Source organism: Paenibacillus sp. strain BS8-2, assembly GCF_054483835.1.
In genome coordinates this window covers 835,374-854,419 of sequence record NZ_CM137010.1, presented here as the reverse complement: position 1 = coordinate 854,419, position 19,046 = coordinate 835,374, and the positions used below count along the sequence as shown (strand labels likewise).

General features: G+C 51.8%; 15 protein-coding genes. 14 read left to right on the top strand and 1 reads right to left on the bottom strand.

Annotation, left to right across the window (positions count from 1 at the left end; translation table 11 throughout):
* The first annotated feature begins 135 nt into the window (after positions 1 to 135).
* The 6 genes from ACX1C1_RS03500 to ACX1C1_RS03475 all read left to right on the top strand — a co-directional run bounded on the left by ACX1C1_RS03500 (position 136) and on the right by ACX1C1_RS03475 (position 12,636).
* A complete protein-coding gene (locus tag ACX1C1_RS03500) occupies positions 136 to 3,090 on the top strand; it encodes a LamG-like jellyroll fold domain-containing protein (protein ID WP_458955782.1) in 2,955 nt (984 codons plus the stop codon).
* Positions 3,091 to 3,227: 137 nt separating this feature from the next.
* Positions 3,228 to 4,760, top strand: coding sequence for an S-layer homology domain-containing protein (locus ACX1C1_RS03495; RefSeq protein WP_458955781.1), 1,533 nt, complete (start codon positions 3,228 to 3,230; stop codon positions 4,758 to 4,760).
* Positions 4,761 to 4,813: 53 nt separating this feature from the next.
* Positions 4,814 to 6,535, top strand: a complete 1,722-nt coding sequence (locus ACX1C1_RS03490) for a methyl-accepting chemotaxis protein (protein ID WP_458955780.1) — start codon at positions 4,814 to 4,816, stop codon at positions 6,533 to 6,535.
* 25 nt (positions 6,536 to 6,560) lie between these two features.
* On the top strand, positions 6,561 to 7,685 hold the full coding sequence (gene phnW / locus ACX1C1_RS03485) for a 2-aminoethylphosphonate--pyruvate transaminase (RefSeq protein ID WP_458955779.1): 1,125 nt from the start codon (positions 6,561 to 6,563) through the stop codon (positions 7,683 to 7,685).
* 172 nt (positions 7,686 to 7,857) lie between these two features.
* A complete protein-coding gene (locus tag ACX1C1_RS03480; RefSeq protein ID WP_458955778.1) occupies positions 7,858 to 10,455 on the top strand; it encodes a GH116 family glycosyl-hydrolase in 2,598 nt (865 codons plus the stop codon).
* Between the two features lie 54 nt (positions 10,456 to 10,509).
* Positions 10,510 to 12,636: a GMC family oxidoreductase gene (locus ACX1C1_RS03475; protein ID WP_458955777.1), complete on the top strand. Its 2,127-nt coding sequence runs from the start codon at positions 10,510 to 10,512 to the stop codon at positions 12,634 to 12,636.
* A 120-nt stretch (positions 12,637 to 12,756) separates the two neighbouring features.
* Here the strand turns inward: ACX1C1_RS03475 and ACX1C1_RS03470 are convergent, their stop codons facing one another.
* The gene (locus ACX1C1_RS03470) at positions 12,757 to 13,287 is read right to left on the bottom strand and encodes a hypothetical protein (RefSeq protein WP_458955776.1); all 531 of its coding nucleotides are present in this window, start codon (positions 13,285 to 13,287) and stop codon (positions 12,757 to 12,759) included.
* A 153-nt stretch (positions 13,288 to 13,440) separates the two neighbouring features.
* Here ACX1C1_RS03470 and ACX1C1_RS03465 point away from each other — a divergent pair, with 153 nt between their 5' ends.
* The 8 genes from ACX1C1_RS03465 to ACX1C1_RS03430 all read left to right on the top strand — a co-directional run bounded on the left by ACX1C1_RS03465 (position 13,441) and on the right by ACX1C1_RS03430 (position 19,015).
* Positions 13,441 to 14,748, top strand: coding sequence for a phytoene desaturase family protein (locus tag ACX1C1_RS03465; RefSeq protein ID WP_458955775.1), 1,308 nt, complete (start codon positions 13,441 to 13,443; stop codon positions 14,746 to 14,748).
* Complete coding sequence (gene sigJ, locus ACX1C1_RS03460; RefSeq protein ID WP_458955774.1) at positions 14,726 to 15,601, top strand: RNA polymerase sigma factor SigJ; 876 nt, start codon at positions 14,726 to 14,728, stop codon at positions 15,599 to 15,601. Before ACX1C1_RS03465 ends, sigJ begins: the two co-directional genes overlap by 23 nt.
* Before the next feature lie 32 nt (positions 15,602 to 15,633).
* Complete coding sequence (locus tag ACX1C1_RS03455; protein ID WP_458955773.1) at positions 15,634 to 16,779, top strand: winged helix DNA-binding domain-containing protein; 1,146 nt, start codon at positions 15,634 to 15,636, stop codon at positions 16,777 to 16,779.
* 235 nt (positions 16,780 to 17,014) lie between these two features.
* Positions 17,015 to 17,248, top strand: a complete 234-nt coding sequence (locus tag ACX1C1_RS03450) for an ABC transporter substrate-binding protein (RefSeq protein WP_458957582.1) — start codon at positions 17,015 to 17,017, stop codon at positions 17,246 to 17,248.
* Between the two features lie 87 nt (positions 17,249 to 17,335).
* Positions 17,336 to 17,629, top strand: coding sequence for a hypothetical protein (locus ACX1C1_RS03445; protein WP_458955772.1), 294 nt, complete (start codon positions 17,336 to 17,338; stop codon positions 17,627 to 17,629).
* 168 nt (positions 17,630 to 17,797) lie between these two features.
* Positions 17,798 to 18,088, top strand: coding sequence for a hypothetical protein (locus ACX1C1_RS03440; protein WP_458955771.1), 291 nt, complete (start codon positions 17,798 to 17,800; stop codon positions 18,086 to 18,088).
* Positions 18,089 to 18,286: 198 nt separating this feature from the next.
* Positions 18,287 to 18,565 carry an ArsR/SmtB family transcription factor gene (locus tag ACX1C1_RS03435; protein ID WP_458955770.1) on the top strand — a complete coding sequence of 93 codons (279 nt, stop codon included), beginning with the start codon at positions 18,287 to 18,289 and terminating at the stop codon, positions 18,563 to 18,565.
* 66 nt (positions 18,566 to 18,631) lie between these two features.
* Positions 18,632 to 19,015 (top strand): VOC family protein, encoded by a 384-nt coding sequence (locus ACX1C1_RS03430; RefSeq protein WP_458955769.1) that lies wholly within the window; start codon positions 18,632 to 18,634, stop codon positions 19,013 to 19,015.
* Positions 19,016 to 19,046: the final 31 nt, after the last annotated feature.

Here is a 19,046-nt window from a genome sequence, read left to right as displayed (position 1 = left end):
GCCAATAATCCGCGATTATCCATACATAATATTAAGATACTGCAAAAACACGCAATGTATATTGCTTGTAATTGCTGTTTTATATATACTCTGTTTGGGACATACCCCAAAACCCAAAAGGAGTGAATCAAAATCATGATGCACAAAAAAGCTCTGGCGGCATGGATGCTGGTGATTGCAATCATCGTGCAATGCTTCGGACTGGCTTCAGCCACATCAGCGGAAATCGTCTCTCCGCAAGGGCTAGTATTTAACTCGGCGAAACAAAATTCGGTTGCTTTGAACGAGATACTGGAACAGGTTCCGACTACTTTCGAGATGCGTGCAAAGTTTGTGGCAAATCCTGGTGTACGCCAAGTATTGTTCGGTAATTACCGTGCATCGGCAAGTACGCAATTCAGTATTGAGCTTAAAGCAGACAATCAGCTCAGATACTACGAGATTTCGAATGGCGGCAAGATCATCGATAAATCGACGACGGGTCTGGCCATTACAACCGGGCAATGGACGCATCTAGCGGTCATCCGTGATGTCGCCAACAAAAAAATCCAAATCATACAGGACGGTAACGCCGTCGCTGCTTTCGAAAATGTAGATTTGCCGGAGCTAGTCGTCATGGAGAGCCTCCACAGTATCGGTACCGATACGAGAAACGGCTATCATGTTAGAGCGGAAATCGCGGAAGTAAGGCTATGGAGCGACGTGCGAACGGTTGACGAGCTTCGCGATCACGCGGATGCCAATATACTAGGGAACGAAGAGGGACTGATGCACGCATGGAAGCTCGACTCTACTTCGCTCAGCGGGATTATGAATGTTATTAAAGATAAGGCTGGCAGAATCGACGCAACTCCTAGAGGATTCGAACGTCAATATGCCAGTGAATTCCAAGGTGCAGGAACAAGCTTTGCCGACGGGCTGCAAATTGCAACCAAGGATCATGTCGCGAAAGCTCCACGCACAGTTGAGGCTTGGGTAAACGTTCCTGCGAATACGCCGAGCAGTCAGCGGGTCGGTGTCATTATGGGCAATTATTATGATTCCTCCTACAGCGACGTTTCGCGATTCAGCTTCGAAATTTTCAATAACGGGGCTCCGCGACTTTACTGGGTGAACAACAAGAACTACACATTGAACTATGTGGCCAATAACGTCAATGTTAATGCGGGCGACTGGGTGCATATCGCCATGGTGCTTGACGAGACCAACAAAACGGGAACAACTTATATTAACGGCGAGAAGGTTCACGAAGCAGCGATCGACATTCCAGAATTCCCCACAGATACGACCGCGCGCGAGATGAAGATCGGGTCCGATTTCAGAGGAACCATGATGTCGTTCAAAGGCGAAATTGCGGATCTTCGGGTCTGGTCAACAGCCCGGACGGCTGAAGAAATCCAAGCACATTACAACGAGTCGTTGCAAGGTACGGAGGAAGGTCTCTTAGGGAACTGGAAGCTGGATGGAGCAGAAAACGGCATATATCCAGACGCATCTTCATACGAGAACAACGCGTTGCCATACGACGAAGTCACGTCTAACTGGTTAGCCCCCGACTTCGCGGAAGGCGATTATACGATCGCTGTCATTCCTGATACACAATACATGGCTAGACTGCATCCTGAAGAAATGAAAAACTACATGTCGTGGATGAAGGATCATGCCGACGACATGAACATCAAGTTAGCCATCAGTGTAGGCGATATCGTGGATACGCCTTCGAGCACGACGGAGTGGGCCGCGGCCGCAAGCGCTTATGCCGAGCTGGATGGAGTAATCCCGTACGTGCTGCTTCCGGGCAACCACGACGTCATTCTGAACAATGCGCAATTGACACGCAATTATACGAATTACAACGCTTATTTCCCTTATAGCAAATATTCGCAGGAGCCGACCTTCGGAGGAGCCTTTGCCGAAGGCAAGATGGAGAACACGTATCATTATTTCGACATCGGCGGTGTGGAATACATGGTTCTGGCGATCGAATTCGCTCCTAACGACGCTGTGCTAGCATGGGCGAACGAAGTGGTGGCAGCCAATCCCGACAAAAAGGTCATTATGGCGACGCACACCTATGTCTACCACAACGGCGAACACATCAGCACCGATCACCATCACTATCCGAGCTCTTACATTAGCGACGCTAACAATGGCGACGATATGTGGAACGAATTTGTCAGCAAACACGACAATATTGTACTCGTCTTGTCCGGTCATATTGGACATCCGGATCTTGTAGTCAAGACGGACTTAGGCGACCATGGCAATATCGTGCAGCAGGTTCTGGCGGATGCGCAATATATGGATCCGCGCGATCTGGGCATGGTGATGCTGATGACGTTCAAGGAAGGCAGCAACGACGTTGACGTGAACTGGTATTCGGTCAAGAACGATCAACTGTATCGGAACAAGAATCAGTTTACGATGGAGATGAACCTGTACGCGGACGGAGAACCAAACCCCGAGCCTGAGCAGGGAGAGATCAAGCTGTCGGTGACAGATCAGAGCGTGATGAAAGGAACTGAATTTGTAGTGCCTGTCACAATCGAGAATGGCTCCGAGCTTGTCGGAATCGAAGGCGTGCTGAACTATGATGCCGATCTGCTCGAGTTTGAGGACTTCGCGTTCACCGCGCTTGGCGAGAGCGGTGCTACGAATACGGAGAACGCTGGAATCATTAGCTTTGCAGGTATATCCGGCGCCTCATTAGGCACGAACGAGAAGACGGTTATTGCTAATGTGACGTTTAGAGCCAAGTCAGACTTAACTGTAGATGGAGCGGCGACGATTTCGTTCTCTAATGTTCAAGGCGTCACGACAGACGATGCCGGTCACTCGTCTTACACTGAGGTAGAGACAGACAGTGCTGTCATTACGGTGGTTAGCCGCACCACGGGCGATCTCGACGGCGATAATCGTGTCGACTTGCTCGATGCAAGAGCCATTCTGAAGCTGATTGTATCAGGTGGAGGCAGTGCGGCTGAACGTGCGGCGGCAGATGTGAATGGAGACGGCGAGGTTAATACACAGGACGTGCTTGCTTTGCTTCAGATGATTGCGGACAAGCTGGCTGTACAAGGTAACGCTTGATAACAAAACATTGAGCGTATCAAGGATAGAGCTCGGCGGCTCCTAGTTATGGAACGGATCCACCGCGCCTGAACGGCGTATGGGGATCCGTTTCTTTCTATTTGCTGCATATACAAATGTATAAGGAGAGAATTGCGATGTTCAGACGTAGTTGGAAGCTGACTAGCTGCTTGTTGATTTTATCCTTGCTGGTTCCATTCGTTGTATGGGCAGATGGGCAAGGAAATGGACCGGAGCTGCAAGTGAAAACGACTGCGACAGCCCAAGGTCAAACGATGGTAGATCTTGTGATGAACCGACCTAAAGGGCTGAAGACGTTCGAATTTACCCTTCAATATGACCGTGCCGCGCTCGAAATTACCGATCGCGACGTGGTCAAAGGCGCAGATGTAGCAGGATGGATGTTCGAGTACAGTATTAATTCCGGGAACGGTACGGTCCGAATTGCCGCGGTTCATCTAGACGGATTTAAGTCGGATAACCAAGCCGCTATCGCCCGGCTTACATTCAGGCTCAAAGGATCATCGACAGGGAAGGCATTCGGCATTACGGATCTGAAAGGTTTTATGGATCTGAACAAAGCCGCTGATATGTCGAGTAGAATCGAAGCCGATGCTGTCGCAAGCGTCGATGGCAATGTCATTCAGGATATCCGGATAGATGACGGACATGCGGATCGCACAACAATCAAGATTATGGCCCCGCTTTCTTCCGACATGATTAAGCTTGATCTGGAGCAATCTGCGATGAAGAAATTTGCGGAAAGCCACAAATCGCTTGCCGTACAGACGCCAATTGGAAGCCTGGAAATGGATCCCGCTATTGTTGGCCAGTTGGCGCAAAGCCGCGTCGAAATAAGAGTAGAGAAGGTCGAAGGTTCGGAGCATAAGCCGGTCAGGAAGGTAACCATTCTTGCGGACGGCAAAGAAGTGGAGAGCTTCGAGGGTAAATTAAAGATTTCGATTCCTTATGACAAGGCAGCCCAAAAAGAGTATGAATCAATCATTGCGTACCGAATGGTGGATGGACAAAAAATTATTCTTCCTCAAGCCGCATTATTCGATGGCCAGGTCATCATGATTGCAGGCGAAGCCGGTACATTCGAGATTGGTTACGCGGAGAAAAGGTTCTCGGATACGGCTGGTCATTGGTCGCAATCGAATATCGAGTTCGTGGCGGCGAGAGAATTGTTCATCGGCGTCGGCAACGAGCGGTTTGCTCCGGAACAAACGGTGACGAGAGGGATGTTCGTTACGGTGCTCGGCAGAGTGTTAGGTACTCCACAAGTAGATGGGGCAAACGTATTCCATGATGTGAGCACTGATTCCTATTATGCGCCTTATGTCGCTTACGCCAGTCAACACGGCATCGTGAATGGCGTTGGTGGGGGCAATTTTGCACCGGATCGTGAGATGACCAGGGAAGAGATGGCGGCATTACTCACAAGGTTCATGGACCATGCAAGTATCGAGTCCAATGCAGGTAGCACGGGCCGAGTGTTCGAAGATCAGGAAAGCTTCTCCGCGTGGGCGTCTGATGCAATTCGGGAGCTGCGGGAATCGGGAATCGTCGAAGGCAAACCGGGCAATTTCTTTGATCCTCAAGGTATCGTCAAGAGAGCGGAAGCTGCTAAGATGATTCGTTCGTTCATTGAAATGGCGGTTCGATAAGCCTTTTGAGTTGAATGAATGGAGTAAACGCAATCGACGAGGAGACAAGGTTTATGCGCATTTCGGTAGGGAAGAAGCTGTGGATCGGATTTGGAGTTGTACTGCTCTTGTTATTCGCCTTAGGATACTCCTCTGCTACACGGATGGGATATATGAAAGAAAGAGTGGATGCGATCACGGAAGGTTGGCTTCCGGCCGTAGAGATATTAAATGAAATGAACTACGAGGCGGAGCATACATTGACCATGACGTACCGCCATAAAGACGAAGGGGACAAGGTCAAGAGGGAAACGATTGAGCTCGGCATAAAGCAGCTGCACAACAGTTTCGAAAAAAATCTGAAGGCATATGCCGAAGCCTTAACGACTGCCGAGGAGCAGGATGTTGTTGTTCAACTGCAGTCGACTTGGAGCTCGTTTAAAGAAGCGAACCTGCTTACGTTAACGAAAAGCAGCAATCGCGAAATGGTTGAAACATTAGCATTACTATCCGATGGAATAGTGAAATTCAACGCGATGCAGGTCATCTTTAACGAGCTGAAGCTGTTAAATAGTGAAGGCGCGATTGCCGCCGCCAACGAGGTGGAGCAAGCAAACCGGAGCGGGACGATCACGATTTATGCAACCATGGCAATGAGTCTGCTTGTCGTACTTGCGATCATCATCATTTTTCATTATGAAATCGTAGTGGTTCTGAGGCGAGTTACTGCCCATATCGTGCAAGTGGCTTCTGGCGATCTCACCGTTAAACCGCTGCTAAGGCGGAGGAAAGACGAGCTTGGGGAGTTGGCTGAAGCTGCAGAGCATATGGTGGAGAACTTGCGGCTAACGATCCAAGTAACGGCGGATACTTCATCTCGAATTTCAGTCATGTCCGACGAGCTGACTGCATCGGCAAATTCAACTGCGGAGAGGTCGCATCAAGTAGTCACGTTGGTACAAGAAGTGTCAGATCGCTCCGAAGAACAATTGGCGGGAATGGAGGAGGGCTCCAGGTCGATGGAGGTCATAGCCTTGGGAATCGAACGAGTGGCTACGTCTTCAACCTCGGTATCCGCGCAAACACAATCGACTTCTCACCATGCAGAGCGAGGTCATGCTTCTATTCATGCTCTCGTTGGGAAGATGGGAGCTATCCAAACTTCATTAACGGAGCTAGAAACGATAATGAAAAATCTCAGTGCTCGCTCCGAGCGCATTGGGGACATCTTGACACTCATTACCGACGTTGCAACGAAGACGAGACTGATTGCGCTTAACGCCTCGATAGAAGCGGCGCGTGCGGGAGAAAGCGGCAGGGGGTTCGCCGTTGTGGCGAACGAAGTCCAAAGACTTGCCACCGAGTCAGCGGTTTCGGTCCAGCGGATCACGGACTTGATTCGAGTCACGCAGCAGGATACCATCCAAGCGGTCCACGCAATGGACAATGTAACGGAGGAATTCGCTTCTGGCAACTTGGCAGCTGGGGAAACCAGGGACATGTTCTCCGCCATTCTAGAAGAAATTAAAACGATAAATAACGAGGCAATGGAAGTGTCGGATACATCGGAATTAATGGCGGCATCCACTGAACAAATATCAGCAACACTGCTTCTGACGGCTTCCAATGCGGGCGAAGCCAGCAAAAATGCAAAAAGCGTCGTGCAAGCTTCGGAATTGCAATCGGCTTCGATGATCGGGATATCCGATTCTGCAGAGCAGTTGTCCCAGCTTGCGATAAATCGAGACAAACGATATCCACATTCCGATTATAGAGGGCTGTCATCCACGACTTGAGACTAGAGCAAAGGGAGATCAAACCATGACAACAAACCATACAAACGTTACACCCGAAAATCCATACTTGCTGCTAACGCCGGGACCGTTAACGACTACAGCCACAGTTAAAGAGGCTATGCTCCGTGATTGGTGCACGTGGGACTCCGAATATAACGGCCTTGTGCAGCATATACGAAGCCGCTTAGCTCAACTTGCGAGCCAAGTGGATCCTGATTCCTATACGGTGGTACCTATGCAAGGCAGCGGCACATTCAGCGTCGAAGCAGTGGTAGGCTCGATTCTATCTCCAAGCGACAAGTTAGCTGTTCTGGTCAACGGCGCTTATGGGCAACGCATTGCGCAAATCGCCCAAGTTCTACGTGTGCCCGCGCTAGTTGTGGATCTGGGAGAGACGACACCAGTTAGCGCACACAAGCTGGAGGAGACGCTCGATGCCCATCCGGACGTCACGCATGTAGCGGTTGTCCATTGTGAGACAACTACGGGGATGTTAAATCCGATCGCGGAGGTAACGCTTGCGGCCAAACGCCGCGGCTTGATTACCATTGTCGATGCGATGAGCAGCTTCGGCGGCATTCCGCTTGATATGGCGGAGCTATCGATCGATTACTTAATCAGCAGCAGCAATAAATGTATTCAAGGAGTCCCCGGCTTTGGTTTCGTAATCGCGAAGAAGCAAGAGCTGGAAGTCTGCAAAGGACAAGCTCGTTCGTTGTCGCTCGACTTGTACGATCAATGGGAAACGATGGAGAAGCATGGAGGCAAGTGGCGCTTCACCTCTCCGACGCATGTAGTACGCGCATTCGATCAAGCGCTGAGTGAGCTGGAGGAAGAGGGAGGGCCGGAAGCCAGACATAGGAGGTATGCCAACAATCAGCGCATTCTGGTTGCTGGCATGGAGAGTCTCGGGTTTCGTGCGCTGCTGCCGCAAGAGCTGCAATCGCCTATTATTACCGCGTTCCATTATCCTGATCAGGCATCCGAGTTTCAGTTCACGGCTTTCTACGAAAGCCTCAAACAAGCTGGCTTCGTCATATATCCAGGCAAAATATCTGCGGTGGACACGTTCCGAATTGGAAATATTGGCGAAGTAAAGGCGGAGGACATTCACCGGCTTATCGCTGCGGTGGGCCAGGTCGTTCAATAATTGTTGCAGAGGCTCCCGGATTCTCGGGAGCTTCTTTTGTTTATGGTTCAAGGATGCGGCTCGACCTCGAATATTTCTCGTCAAATTTCCAAGCTTACCGTGTTAAAATGGAGAAGTAACTCGTCGGATTTTTTTCTCGACGATATCATGCCAAGGATTGGAGAAACCTACTATGAGATCCATGTACGAGGGACCCCATACGAGAGAAATTAGTTTTCCTCTTGGGGGGATTGGTTCCGGGAGTATCGGATTAGCAGGCAATGGCAGATTGGTTGATTGGGAGATCTTCAATCGACCTAACAAAAGAAGCTTTAATGGCTTCAGTCACTTCGCGGTAAAGGCGGAACGAGACGGTGATGTGATCGATGCTCGAGTGCTGAACGGAGACCTGCAATCGCCCTATGTTGGTCAGCCGATTCGCGGGGGACCGCTGCATAGCGGATTCGGCTTCGGTCCGGACAGTCAGACGTTGGCCGGCATGCCGCATTTCAGCGAAGTGACGTTCAAGGGACAATTCCCGATCGCCGAGCTGAAGTTCGAGGAACCGGCTTTTCCTGGTGATGTTCGGTTGACGGCTTTCAATCCGTTTATTCCGTTGCAAGAAGACGATTCGAGTCTACCTGTCGCGTTATTCGAGTGGGAGCTCAAGAACACAGAGACAAGCCCGATTACGTATACAGTCTGTTTATCCGCTGGCAACCCCTACTCGACGGAGAAGGTCGACTATAGATATAACCAGATTGAGAATGAGAGCTTCCTGCCTGTGCATGCGATTCAGCTAGGCTCGAATCAGTATGCAAGCGAACATGTTCATAACGGTAATATTACGATTGCCACTGACGCTGAGCAGGTTAGCTACCAGGAGTATTGGTATCGGGGAGGATGGTGCGACAATATCGAAATGTTCTGGCATGACTTCACACAGCCTGGAGCATTATCGAATCGACGGTACTCGGAAGACGAACGACCAGCGTCTAATAGAGACACGGCGTCTCTGGCAGCGAGATTCGAGTTGTTGCCCGGCTGCAGGAAAACCGTGCGCTTCGCAATTGGCTGGTATTATCCCAACGTGGAGAATCATTGGAACCCCAATCCATCGGGACCTAATGGATGGCGGAATTACTATGCGTCATTATTTAACGACTCTAAGGAATGTGCTGCATATGCATTGCGAAATTGGAAGCGCTTTTATTCTGAAACTAAACAATATAAGGATGCGCTGTTCTCTTCGACCGTCCCGGAGGTGGTCATTGAAGCCGCGTCTGCTAACTTATCTGTATTGAAATCAGCGACGGTGCTGCGGCTTGAGGGTGGATTCTTTTATGGCTTCGAAGGCTGTATTGAGGACATTGGTTGTTGCGAAGGCTCCTGCACGCATGTGTGGAACTATGCCTATGCGCTCCCGTTCTTGTTCCCGCGACTTGAACGCAGCATGAGAAATCTGGATTATACGTACAACCAACGGGATGACGGCAGAATGTCGTTCAGACTCATGCTGCCTGTAGGCAGAGAGAGAATGGATTATCGAGCTTGCGCAGACGGTCAATTCGGCGGCGTAATAAAAGCCTATCGAGATTGGAAAATCTCGGGGGACACCGTGTGGCTGCAATCCATCTGGCCGGCAATCAAAGCTTCAATCAATTACGCATGGGCAGGGACGAACGAAGACCGGTGGGATCCAGAGCAGTCAGGCGTACTGACCGGCCGACAGCATCATACGTTAGATACCGAGCTGTTCGGTCCGAATGCGTGGCTAACAGGCTTCTACCTTGCAGCGCTTAAGGCCGGAGCGGAGATGGCCTCTGTTCTCGGTGAGTCGGAAACGGCAGACGTATATAACCATATCTATTCGAAAGGCAAGAAGTGGGTCGACACACATCTGTTCAACGGCGACTATTATGCTCAGCGCATCGACCTGTCGGATCACTCGCTTATTAGCCGCTTCGGAGATGAAGCTCTTCACTTTTATTGGAATGAAGAGCTTGGCCAAATCAAGTATCAGATCGCTGATGGGTGCGGCATTGACCAAGTGGCGGCTCAATGGCATGCGAATCTGTGCGGACTTGGCGAAATTTTCGATCGAGACCAGACGCGAACAGCGTTGCGATCTTTATATACTCACAACTTCAAATCAAGCCTCAGGCATGAAGCGAACACGTGGCGGATATTTGCTCTAAATAACGAAGGCGGGCTGCAAATTTGTACATGGCCTACCCCCGGCAGCAGGCCAGCCATTCCGCTAACGTATAGCTCGGAGACGATGACAGGCTTTGAGTATCAAGCAGCTTCGCATATGATCCAGGAAGGGCTTGTCGACGAAGGAATCGAGATCGTGGAAGCCATACGGAACAGGTATGATGGCGAGAAGCGCAACCCTTGGAACGAGATGGAGTGCGGGAGCAACTATGCGAGATCCATGGCAAGCTATTCGTTGCTTCATGCATTCAGCGGATTTCAATATGACATGGTGACCGGCATGATCGGCTTCAGACCGGTACGAACGGAGAAGGGTATATTTCGTATCGTATGGTCGTTGGCTGGAGGCTGGGGGGTCTATGAGCAGACTGCGAATCAGGTTTGTGTACAACTACTAGGCGGTGAACTGGAGCTTCGTATGCTCCAAATTGATGAAGTGTTAGTCAGCGCGACAACCGCTGTACAAATCGGTGATACGCCGGTGGAGTTCTCCCTTCTAACAAGCGGGATTCAATTCGAGCGCCGCATTCTGCTGGATATGGATCATCCGTTAATGATTACATTCGAACGATGATAGAGGATTGTATAGGATAAGGATTACCAACAATTAGAAGGCGGTGCAACAGCCATGCCAACACAACATTCGAACGAATGGTTATCAGGGCATCATGCGACATTGAAAGCGGTTGCGGATCAGCTCATTCCCGGAGACGCATGGCCTTCAGCATCCGAGACTGGAGTGATAGGCTACCTGGAGCGGCGATTCCGTGAGGATGACGATACATGGACAAAGCTTATCGAGCCCGGACTTCACGCTTTGGATAGGCTGGCCATGACGCTGCACAGCAGACCGTTCGTCTCGCTGGATGCAACTGCACAAGAAGCATTGCTGCGAACGATCGAGCAGGATCATGTAACCGATTGGCCTGGATCGGCTAACGAATGGTTCCGCGCCATGCTAACGAACGTCGTCGAAGGTTATTACGGCAGCCCAGAAGCTGGTGGGAACGAGGGTGCCAAGTCTTGGGAGATGCTCGGATTCAGACCGGGAACCATCCATGATGAACCCCCGGTTAGCGAGACGGAGCTAAAGACCATTCGTTTCGATCAGCTGCGTGATCGCTACGATGCAATTATAATCGGCGCAGGCGCGGGTGGCTCCGTCGCGGCGGCTGTATTGGCGGAGGCAGGCATGCATGTGCTCGTCGTCGAGCGGGGGAGCTGGCTGCAATACGATCAAGTGGGCAGAGACCACCTTCGCAATCACCGATTAAGCAGATATGGCAACAATACGGGACCTGCTGCAGCCGGCCATCCTCGTAAACTCATTACGGTGAACGGAATCGAGAAGATTATTTCTTCGCATGAAGGAGATTATCATAATAATGCAATGACTGTCGGAGGAGGAACGCGGGTATATGGAGCGCAAGCTTGGCGCTTCCATCCCGAGGATTTCCGAATGGCGAGTCGATACGGGGTGCCTGAGGGAAGCTCGCTGGTCGATTGGCCGATTACCTACGAAGAGCTTGAGCCTTATTACACACGCGCAGAGTGGGAGGTCGGCGTAGCTGGAGACGACGCGGCACATACCGGATATGTCGGACGTCGGCAAGGGTATCCGATGCCGCCGTTCCCGTATACGACAGAAGCGAAGCGATTAGCGGATGCCGCGGCAAAGCTTGGATGGGAGACGGGACCGGTGCCGCTGCTGATTAACACGGTCGAGCGCGACGGCAGGCCGGCATGCGGACGTTGCGGCCAATGCGTCGGCTTCGCTTGCCCGACCAACAGCAAGAATGGCGGGCACAATACGATGCTCGTGCGCGCGCTTGCCACAGGCAATTGCGATCTTCTCTGCGATACGATTGCAGAACAGGTCATCGTCGAGAACGGTAAACACGCCACCGGTGTCCGACTGGCGCATGGCAGGGATGGCGCGATTACCCGTAAGGAAGTACAAGCAAGCCACATCGTCGTCGCCGCTGGCGCCATCGAGAGCGCACGTTTGTTGCTGAATTCCGCGACGGATCGTGAGCCGGACGGCATTGGCAACAATAGCGGGCATGTCGGGCGGCATCTACAGGGCCATGTCTACGTCGGCGCGCACGGCTTGTTCGATGAGCCTATGCAGGACGGTCTTGGTCCGGGCGTGAGCATCTCGACGCTTCGGTTCGCACACGGGAACGGAGATATCATTGGCGGCGGATTGCTTGCTAACGAGTTTACGAAGCTGCCGCTCATTCATTGGTTGGGTTCGCTCTCGCCAGATGCGGCAAGGTGGGGGATGGCCGGCAAGCACGCAATGCGCGAAGGCTATCAGAATACGGTCCATGTCCAAGGACCGATTCAGGAGATTCCGGTTCCCGACGCGAGAGTGAGGGTGTCGCGGTCGCTCAAGGACCGTTACGGATTGCCGGTCGCCAAGCTATCCGGCGGCGTGCATCCGGAATCGATACGAGCGGGCATCATGCTGGCGGAGCAAGCGGAGCTTTGGCTGACAACAGCCGGAGCCAGACAAGTATGGGGATCGCGTCCCGGCATTGGACTGACAGCCGGACAGCACCAAGCAGGCACGCTTCGCATGGGTAACGATCCTTCCCATTCTGTTACAGATCCGACCGGTCGCGTCCACGGCTACGACAATCTGTGGGTGGCGGATGGCTCCGTGCATGTGACCAATGGCGGCGTCAATCCCGTGCTGACGATCATGGCACTCGCATTCCGTACGGCGGCGCACCTTGTGAAGGAAGCCTAACGATGGAAAGCGGTGTGCATGATTCCTTAATGCAAAGAAAAAAGCATCCAAACAACCCGCGGGCTGTTTGGATGCTTCTTTTGGGTCATGGGGCATTCGCGAATTCGCGACAGCGCCTGATCAAGCCGAGAAGAAGCGGATCAGTCCGATCGCGGCGAATACGAGCAGCGAGATGCCCGCGCCGATACCTGTCACGGCGCTGCGTGCGACCTGCAGCTTAGGTGCGATGATCGACGCAACGACAGCGACGGCAACAAGCAAAGCAGCCAGCACATACAGGCCGTTATCGTCGAATACCGGCGCCAGAGCGACGAAGTGAACGCCAACTACGAAGGCGACCATAGGTGCGACGTAATCTCCCAGCTTCTTTCGGATAAGAACAAAAGCCGCCGCGCCCGCAATAATGAACTCGGCATAGAAGGCGATCAGATAAGTACGGAATGAATCCACCTCGTTAAGCGCAGAGGCTTCGTCCCAATTGTTAATGCTCAAGTAGACGCCGAGCAGGCAGACGAGCATGGCGACGCCGGAGGCAAGACCGAGGTAAAGCCGCCAAGACGGGCGAGGTCTCTCTTGCGCCCAGCCAAACCAGGCAAAGCTGAACATCCCAAAGACGGATGCGTACATGGCGTAATCCCGAATGTAGTCCATATGAGTCCTCCTGGGTAGTCAATATTTCCTTAACTATATCACTTCATCTACTAGTAGGATATGGAAAAATGGAAGTTGAAATATTTATTTTGGAACGGTGTCACATTCAGGTTATCACGCCCGTCATACTGTCAAACTGAAGGGAAGGGTTGGATGACCATGATGAGATACGATGTGGCAATTATAGGCGGAGGCATGGCGGGATTAACGGCGGCGGCGCTCGCGGCAAAGGCGGGCAAACGGGTCGTGGTGATCGAGAAGCAGAGCAGGCTGGGAGGGAGAGCCATTACGAACAAGAAGGACGGCGTCTACTTTAACCTTGGCGGACACGCGATATACAAGGGCGCTGCGTACGATACCTTCCGGGAGCTTGGTTGCAGCCTCAAGGGAGGACAGCCGTCCATCGCGGCGCATGGCATATGGAACGGCAAGCTTGGCGTGCTGCCGACAGGCGTTGGCTCGCTGCTATCCTCCCCCTTATTGACCTGGAAAGGCAAGGTGGAGTTCGTCGGATGGCTCGCGAAGTTCTCCAGGCTGGACACGCACAGATATGACGGGATCAGTCTAAGAGAGTGGATTGAGGGGCAGATTCAGGATCCTATGGTGCGGCATGTTTTTTATTCGCTGCTTCGAACGTCAAGTTACGTGATGGCTCCGGATCTGCAGGCGGCGGGACCGGTATTGAGATCACTTGCGAACGCGCTCAAAGGTGTTTTGTACGTTGACGAGGGCTGGGGCGCGGTCGTTGCCGATCTGAGGGATGCTGCGGGTCGCTACGGAGCAGCGTTTATGACGGGAAAAGCGGCCGTCAGCGTTATGCATCAACATGGAGCCGTCAGCGGCATTTTATTAGATGATGGATCGGTTATTGAAGCCCAGCATGTTGTTATTGCCGCTTCTCCTGCCGTTTCCTGCAAGTTAGTCCCTGGCGCCGAGCAAACCTCGCTTAAGCGATGGAAGGATCAAGCCATTGAAGTGACCGCGGCCTCTTTAGACGTTGCGCTGCGCAGGTTGCCGCGACCCAAGCATCAGCTCGTGTACGGCATCGATACTCCCGTGTTCATGAGCAACCAATCGCGCGCCGCTAAGTTAAGTGACGATGGGTCGCAGGTTGTTTGCTTAATGAAATATCAGGGAAGCGAGAGTGATCCGGAGCGGGATCTGTCAGAGCTCGAGAGCGCGCTTGACCTAGCGCAGCCGGGCTGGCGCGCGGAGGTCGTCGCGAAACAATATTTGCCGAAAATTACAGTGTGTCACGATTTCCTGCATGTTCGTGATCGCGTTAATCCGGGACCTCATGTACCGGAAATTGATGGGCTGTACGTGGCAGGGGATTGGGTTTCGCATGGTGAATTATTGGTAGATGCTGCCACAGAGAGTGCCAGAAGAGCTGTCCAACATCTGCTTGCGGCGGATGCACAAGAAAGGAATGTCAACCATGGACATCGAGTCACTGTATAGAGAGTATCGGACCGAGCTGTTCGCCATGTCGTACCGCATGCTCGGAAGCGTCATGGACGCGGAGGATATCGTGCAAGAGACGTTTATCGCTCGCGGCAAAGTGTCGGAAGCCGAGCCTATCCGCAACGAACGTGCCTTTTTGTACAAAATAGCAACTAATCGTTGCTTGGATTTGCTTCGTTCTTCGGCAAAAAAACGTGAGCTATACGTCGGCCCTTGGCTGCCAGAGCCCCTGTTCGGGAGCGAACGGTCGTGGAACGATCCCGCATCCACGTACGAGCAGCGTGAAACCATTTCTACGGCTTATCTGATGCTGCTGCAGCAGCTTAGCGCAACGGAGCGGGCGATCTTCCTGCTGCGCGAGCTTTATCAATACTCATACGACGAGATTGCGGAGATGGTCGGGAAAAGCACCTCGAATTGCCGGCAAATCTTCCACCGGGCTGAGCGAAGTATCCATGATGGGAAGTCCGAACAACCGTCGGTATCGGTCGCGGATGCTACCATTAAAGCCTTTGTTCAATCGATTATGCAGAACGACATGACGAGGATGCTGGAGCTCGTTAGCGACAATGTTGTTTTCCTGTCGGATGGCGGCGGCAAGGTCAAGGCGGCTCACATTCCGGTCAGAGGTCTCCATACCGTCATCTCAGTTCTTCGCAATTTGCTTGCCATATACGAAGGCCAGTTCCAATTCGAATTCACGACGCTTAACGGACAACCCGGGCTGCGATTCGATTTCGCCAACGGGACGACGTATCTGTACACCTTTGGCTTCAATAACGGAGTCATAGATCATATTTATTGTCAGGCTAACCCGGATAAGCTGCAGCATATGCCGTCTCGGCATTAAGCGTAATGATAATTAACAAGGGAGCTGGTCACATGAAAGCGGTGAAAAAGGTGCGAACCCACGAGGAAGCTAACGCTAATGATCCTGATGATATCCTTACCAATCGTGAATTGAATCGTGCGCTGCTGGCAAGGCAAATGCTGCTTAGCCGTGTGAGGCTCCCGGTCGCGGATGTTATCGAGAACCTTGTTGGCATGCAGGCGCAAGCGCCAAACGCACCATATTTGGGCTTATGGTCGCGAATAGAAGCTTTTCGGCATGAGGAACTGTCCCAGTTGCTGCGAGAGAGACAGGTTGTGCGCATGGCGCTCATGCGTTCGACGTTACACCTGGTCTCCGCACAGGATGCTCTGTTGCTGCGCCCCTTGCTGCAGCCCGTAATGGACCGCAGCTTGAAGGGGGCCTTCGGCAAGCAACTCCAAGCAATAGATCAGGAAGCGCTTGCTGCAGCCGGAAGGGCATGGGTCGAGAAGGAGCCGATGACATCGAGCGAATTGGGTTTGCGACTGAGCGAGCAATGGCCCGGGCTCAGTCCGGAGGCTGCAGCAGCGGTAGTTCGGAACAGAATCCCGCTTGTTCAGCTGCCGCCTCGGGGCATATGGGGAGAAAGCGGCCAGGCTGTACATACGTCAGTTGAAGTATGGCTTGGTCGGGCTCTCTCTGCGCCGCTTGAGCCGGAATGGATTATTCGGAGATATTTGGCGGCATTTGGTCCGGCTACGGTCAAGGATATGCAGGTATGGTCGGGACTTACTCGGATCCATGAGCATCTCGCATGGCTTCGGCAGCATTTGATCACGTTCAGAAACGAAAAAGGCGAGGTATTATTTGATCTGCCGGATGCGCCTCGGCCTGCTGCGGATACGCCCTCCTCGCCACGATTTCTTGGCGAGTTTGACAATATGCTTCTGTCTTACGTGGACCGCAACCGGATTATGGATGAAGCGTACCGTAAACGTGTGTTTACAGCGAACGGTATCATTCGTGCAACCATTCTCATCGATGGTTTCGTTGCTGGGACCTGGAAGATCTCAACCGAGCGTGAGCGGTCTGTTTTGTATATGGAGCCTTTTCGAGCACTCACCGGGCAAGAGCAAGAAGCTTTGTCTGTGGAGGCGGCCCATTTGCTTCAATTTGTATCTCCGGCTGCGGCCGCCCGCGATATTGTTTATCTTTAATAGAAAATTGCATTTGCTTAGCAACGCGCATTTGGATCCGGTTTGGCAGTCCCTGCGGGTGACTTGAACGAGATTTCATTGCTGCAGCGGGATTGGACTTAACGAATGCCTCGACCCTTGACAGAACATGTCCTGATCTGCTCGGCGGCATCGAGGATATCGCCTACCCGGCGAATTGGGAGAGCGTGACGGCGCTTGATCCGGATCTTATTTTGTTCTCGAGCGATTCGCTGTTATCTCCTCCGAGGTGATCGCGGATTATGCGGGCGACGTGTTGTTTGTGTTAACGGACGAAACGGATGAAACAACGGCGGCAACGGATAAATTGTTCAGCAGCACGATCTGGGGGACGATTAACGCCGTTAAGAATAAACAAGTGTATATCATGAACAGCTCTTGGAACTTCGACGATCCGATTACGAGAGATCGATTGCTAGATGAGCTTGTAAAGGTTATGACGAACCAGTAAGTGGAACACGCTATTCCTGAGTGCAGACCAAAGGCAGCCCGAGGGCTGCTTTTGGTTTGAATAGATGCCTACTGGAGGTGATTGAAAGTGGATCTATCCTTGCCGCACAATGAACATCTAACCTTGTGGTCCTACGCTCACATTCGAATTATCAGACTGGCCAAACAATCGTTGTTGCCAGGCGCGCAAAGCGTAGGCATTTCTTTTCCAACTAGCGGATTTTTCTGCGTAAGCAGCGGCGGCGCGCGGATGTTGCTCAATAATCGAATTTTTTCTCCTGCCCGCATGAGTATTTACCACGTGCCGCCCCTTAGTCGAATGGAGCTCAGCGCCGGTGGAGACGGCCTTGATTATTATATTCTCCACTATAAACGGAGATGACCCGGGATCTGCCGCCCGACTTGATGGACAAGATGCGGACTTGCAATCCGTTTGCATCGGAGTACCATTTTGTTCCTGCACAACCGGGTATGCTGTACGTGCTGCTCGAACAAATGAACGAGCTATGGCAGCGCATTTACAGGGCGTACGTTCCACGGGCATCTGGGCTTGCCGATGAATGAAAATGTGACCCGCGATATCGATCCGGCGATCGACTGGCTAACGGTATCGAACGAACTTATTCCTCAATATGCAGGAGACCATATCTTCATGGCGATTAATAAGAAGAGCGAAGCCTACGATTTTGCCAGCGATCCGATCTGGGGTTCACTGGATGCCGTGAAGCAGAACCGATTGTACGAAATCGACGGTTATAGCTTCTACTTCTCTGATCCGATCTCCGTAATGGGACAAATCGAGGATATTGCGGATCAACTAGAAGAACAGTCAGCAGAATAAGTCATTAGCGCGGGCCAAAAGGCGGAGCGGGGAGAACTAACCCTGCTTCGCTTTTTAGCGTTGTTGCGCAGGTTAGGAGCAGATCACAAAACGATTATAACTGCAAGCTTGGACATTACGTGATAGGTCAATCATCATTACGCAACTAAAGAGTTGCGTATATTGACATGCAATCCATGAGTTGCGTATAATCGGGATATGAATGAGGACAAGGATGCCATATTCCAAGCGATTGGCGATGCGACTCGGCGACTGATGCTGGATGAGTTGGCTGAGCGCAAAGAACTGACTTTGTACGAGCTTACGGCGCGTCTTATCATGAAGCACCAGATCGCGATTTCGCGGCAAGCAATAGCTAAGCATCTTGCCGCATTAGAGCATGCGGGGCTTGTGAGGACGGAGAAAAAGGGGAAGTTTCGAGTCATTCAATTCAACAATGACCCCCTTAAAGATTTGTTGAAAGGATGGTTAGATTAACGTAAGGCAGATTAGATAGGTAAGGTTAGAGGACGAGAATTGCTCAATATAAGGAGGATCATTTTTATGAAGATCATAGTGACTAGTTTGTTCGTACAGGATCAGGACAAAGCGTTGACGTTTTATACCGATATACTTGGCTTTGTGAAGAAACACGATATTCCGGTCGGAGCTCACAGGTGGATCACGGTTGTTTCTCCCGAAGCTCAAGACGGAATCGAATTGTTGCTGGAACCGGATGAGCATCCTGCGGCAAAGGAATATATGAAGAAGCTGGTCGCGGACGGTATACCGGCTACGATGTTCGGAGTCGAAGATATTCATGCCGAGCATAAACGATTGGTCGAGCAAGGCGTGCGATTTACCATCGAGCCGACTACAATGGGCGATCTTACTTTAGCTATCTTTGACGATACTTGCGGAAATCTCATTCAAATCGTGCAACGGTAGTATCCGGGGCAAAATGAATAAGCAGACTGCG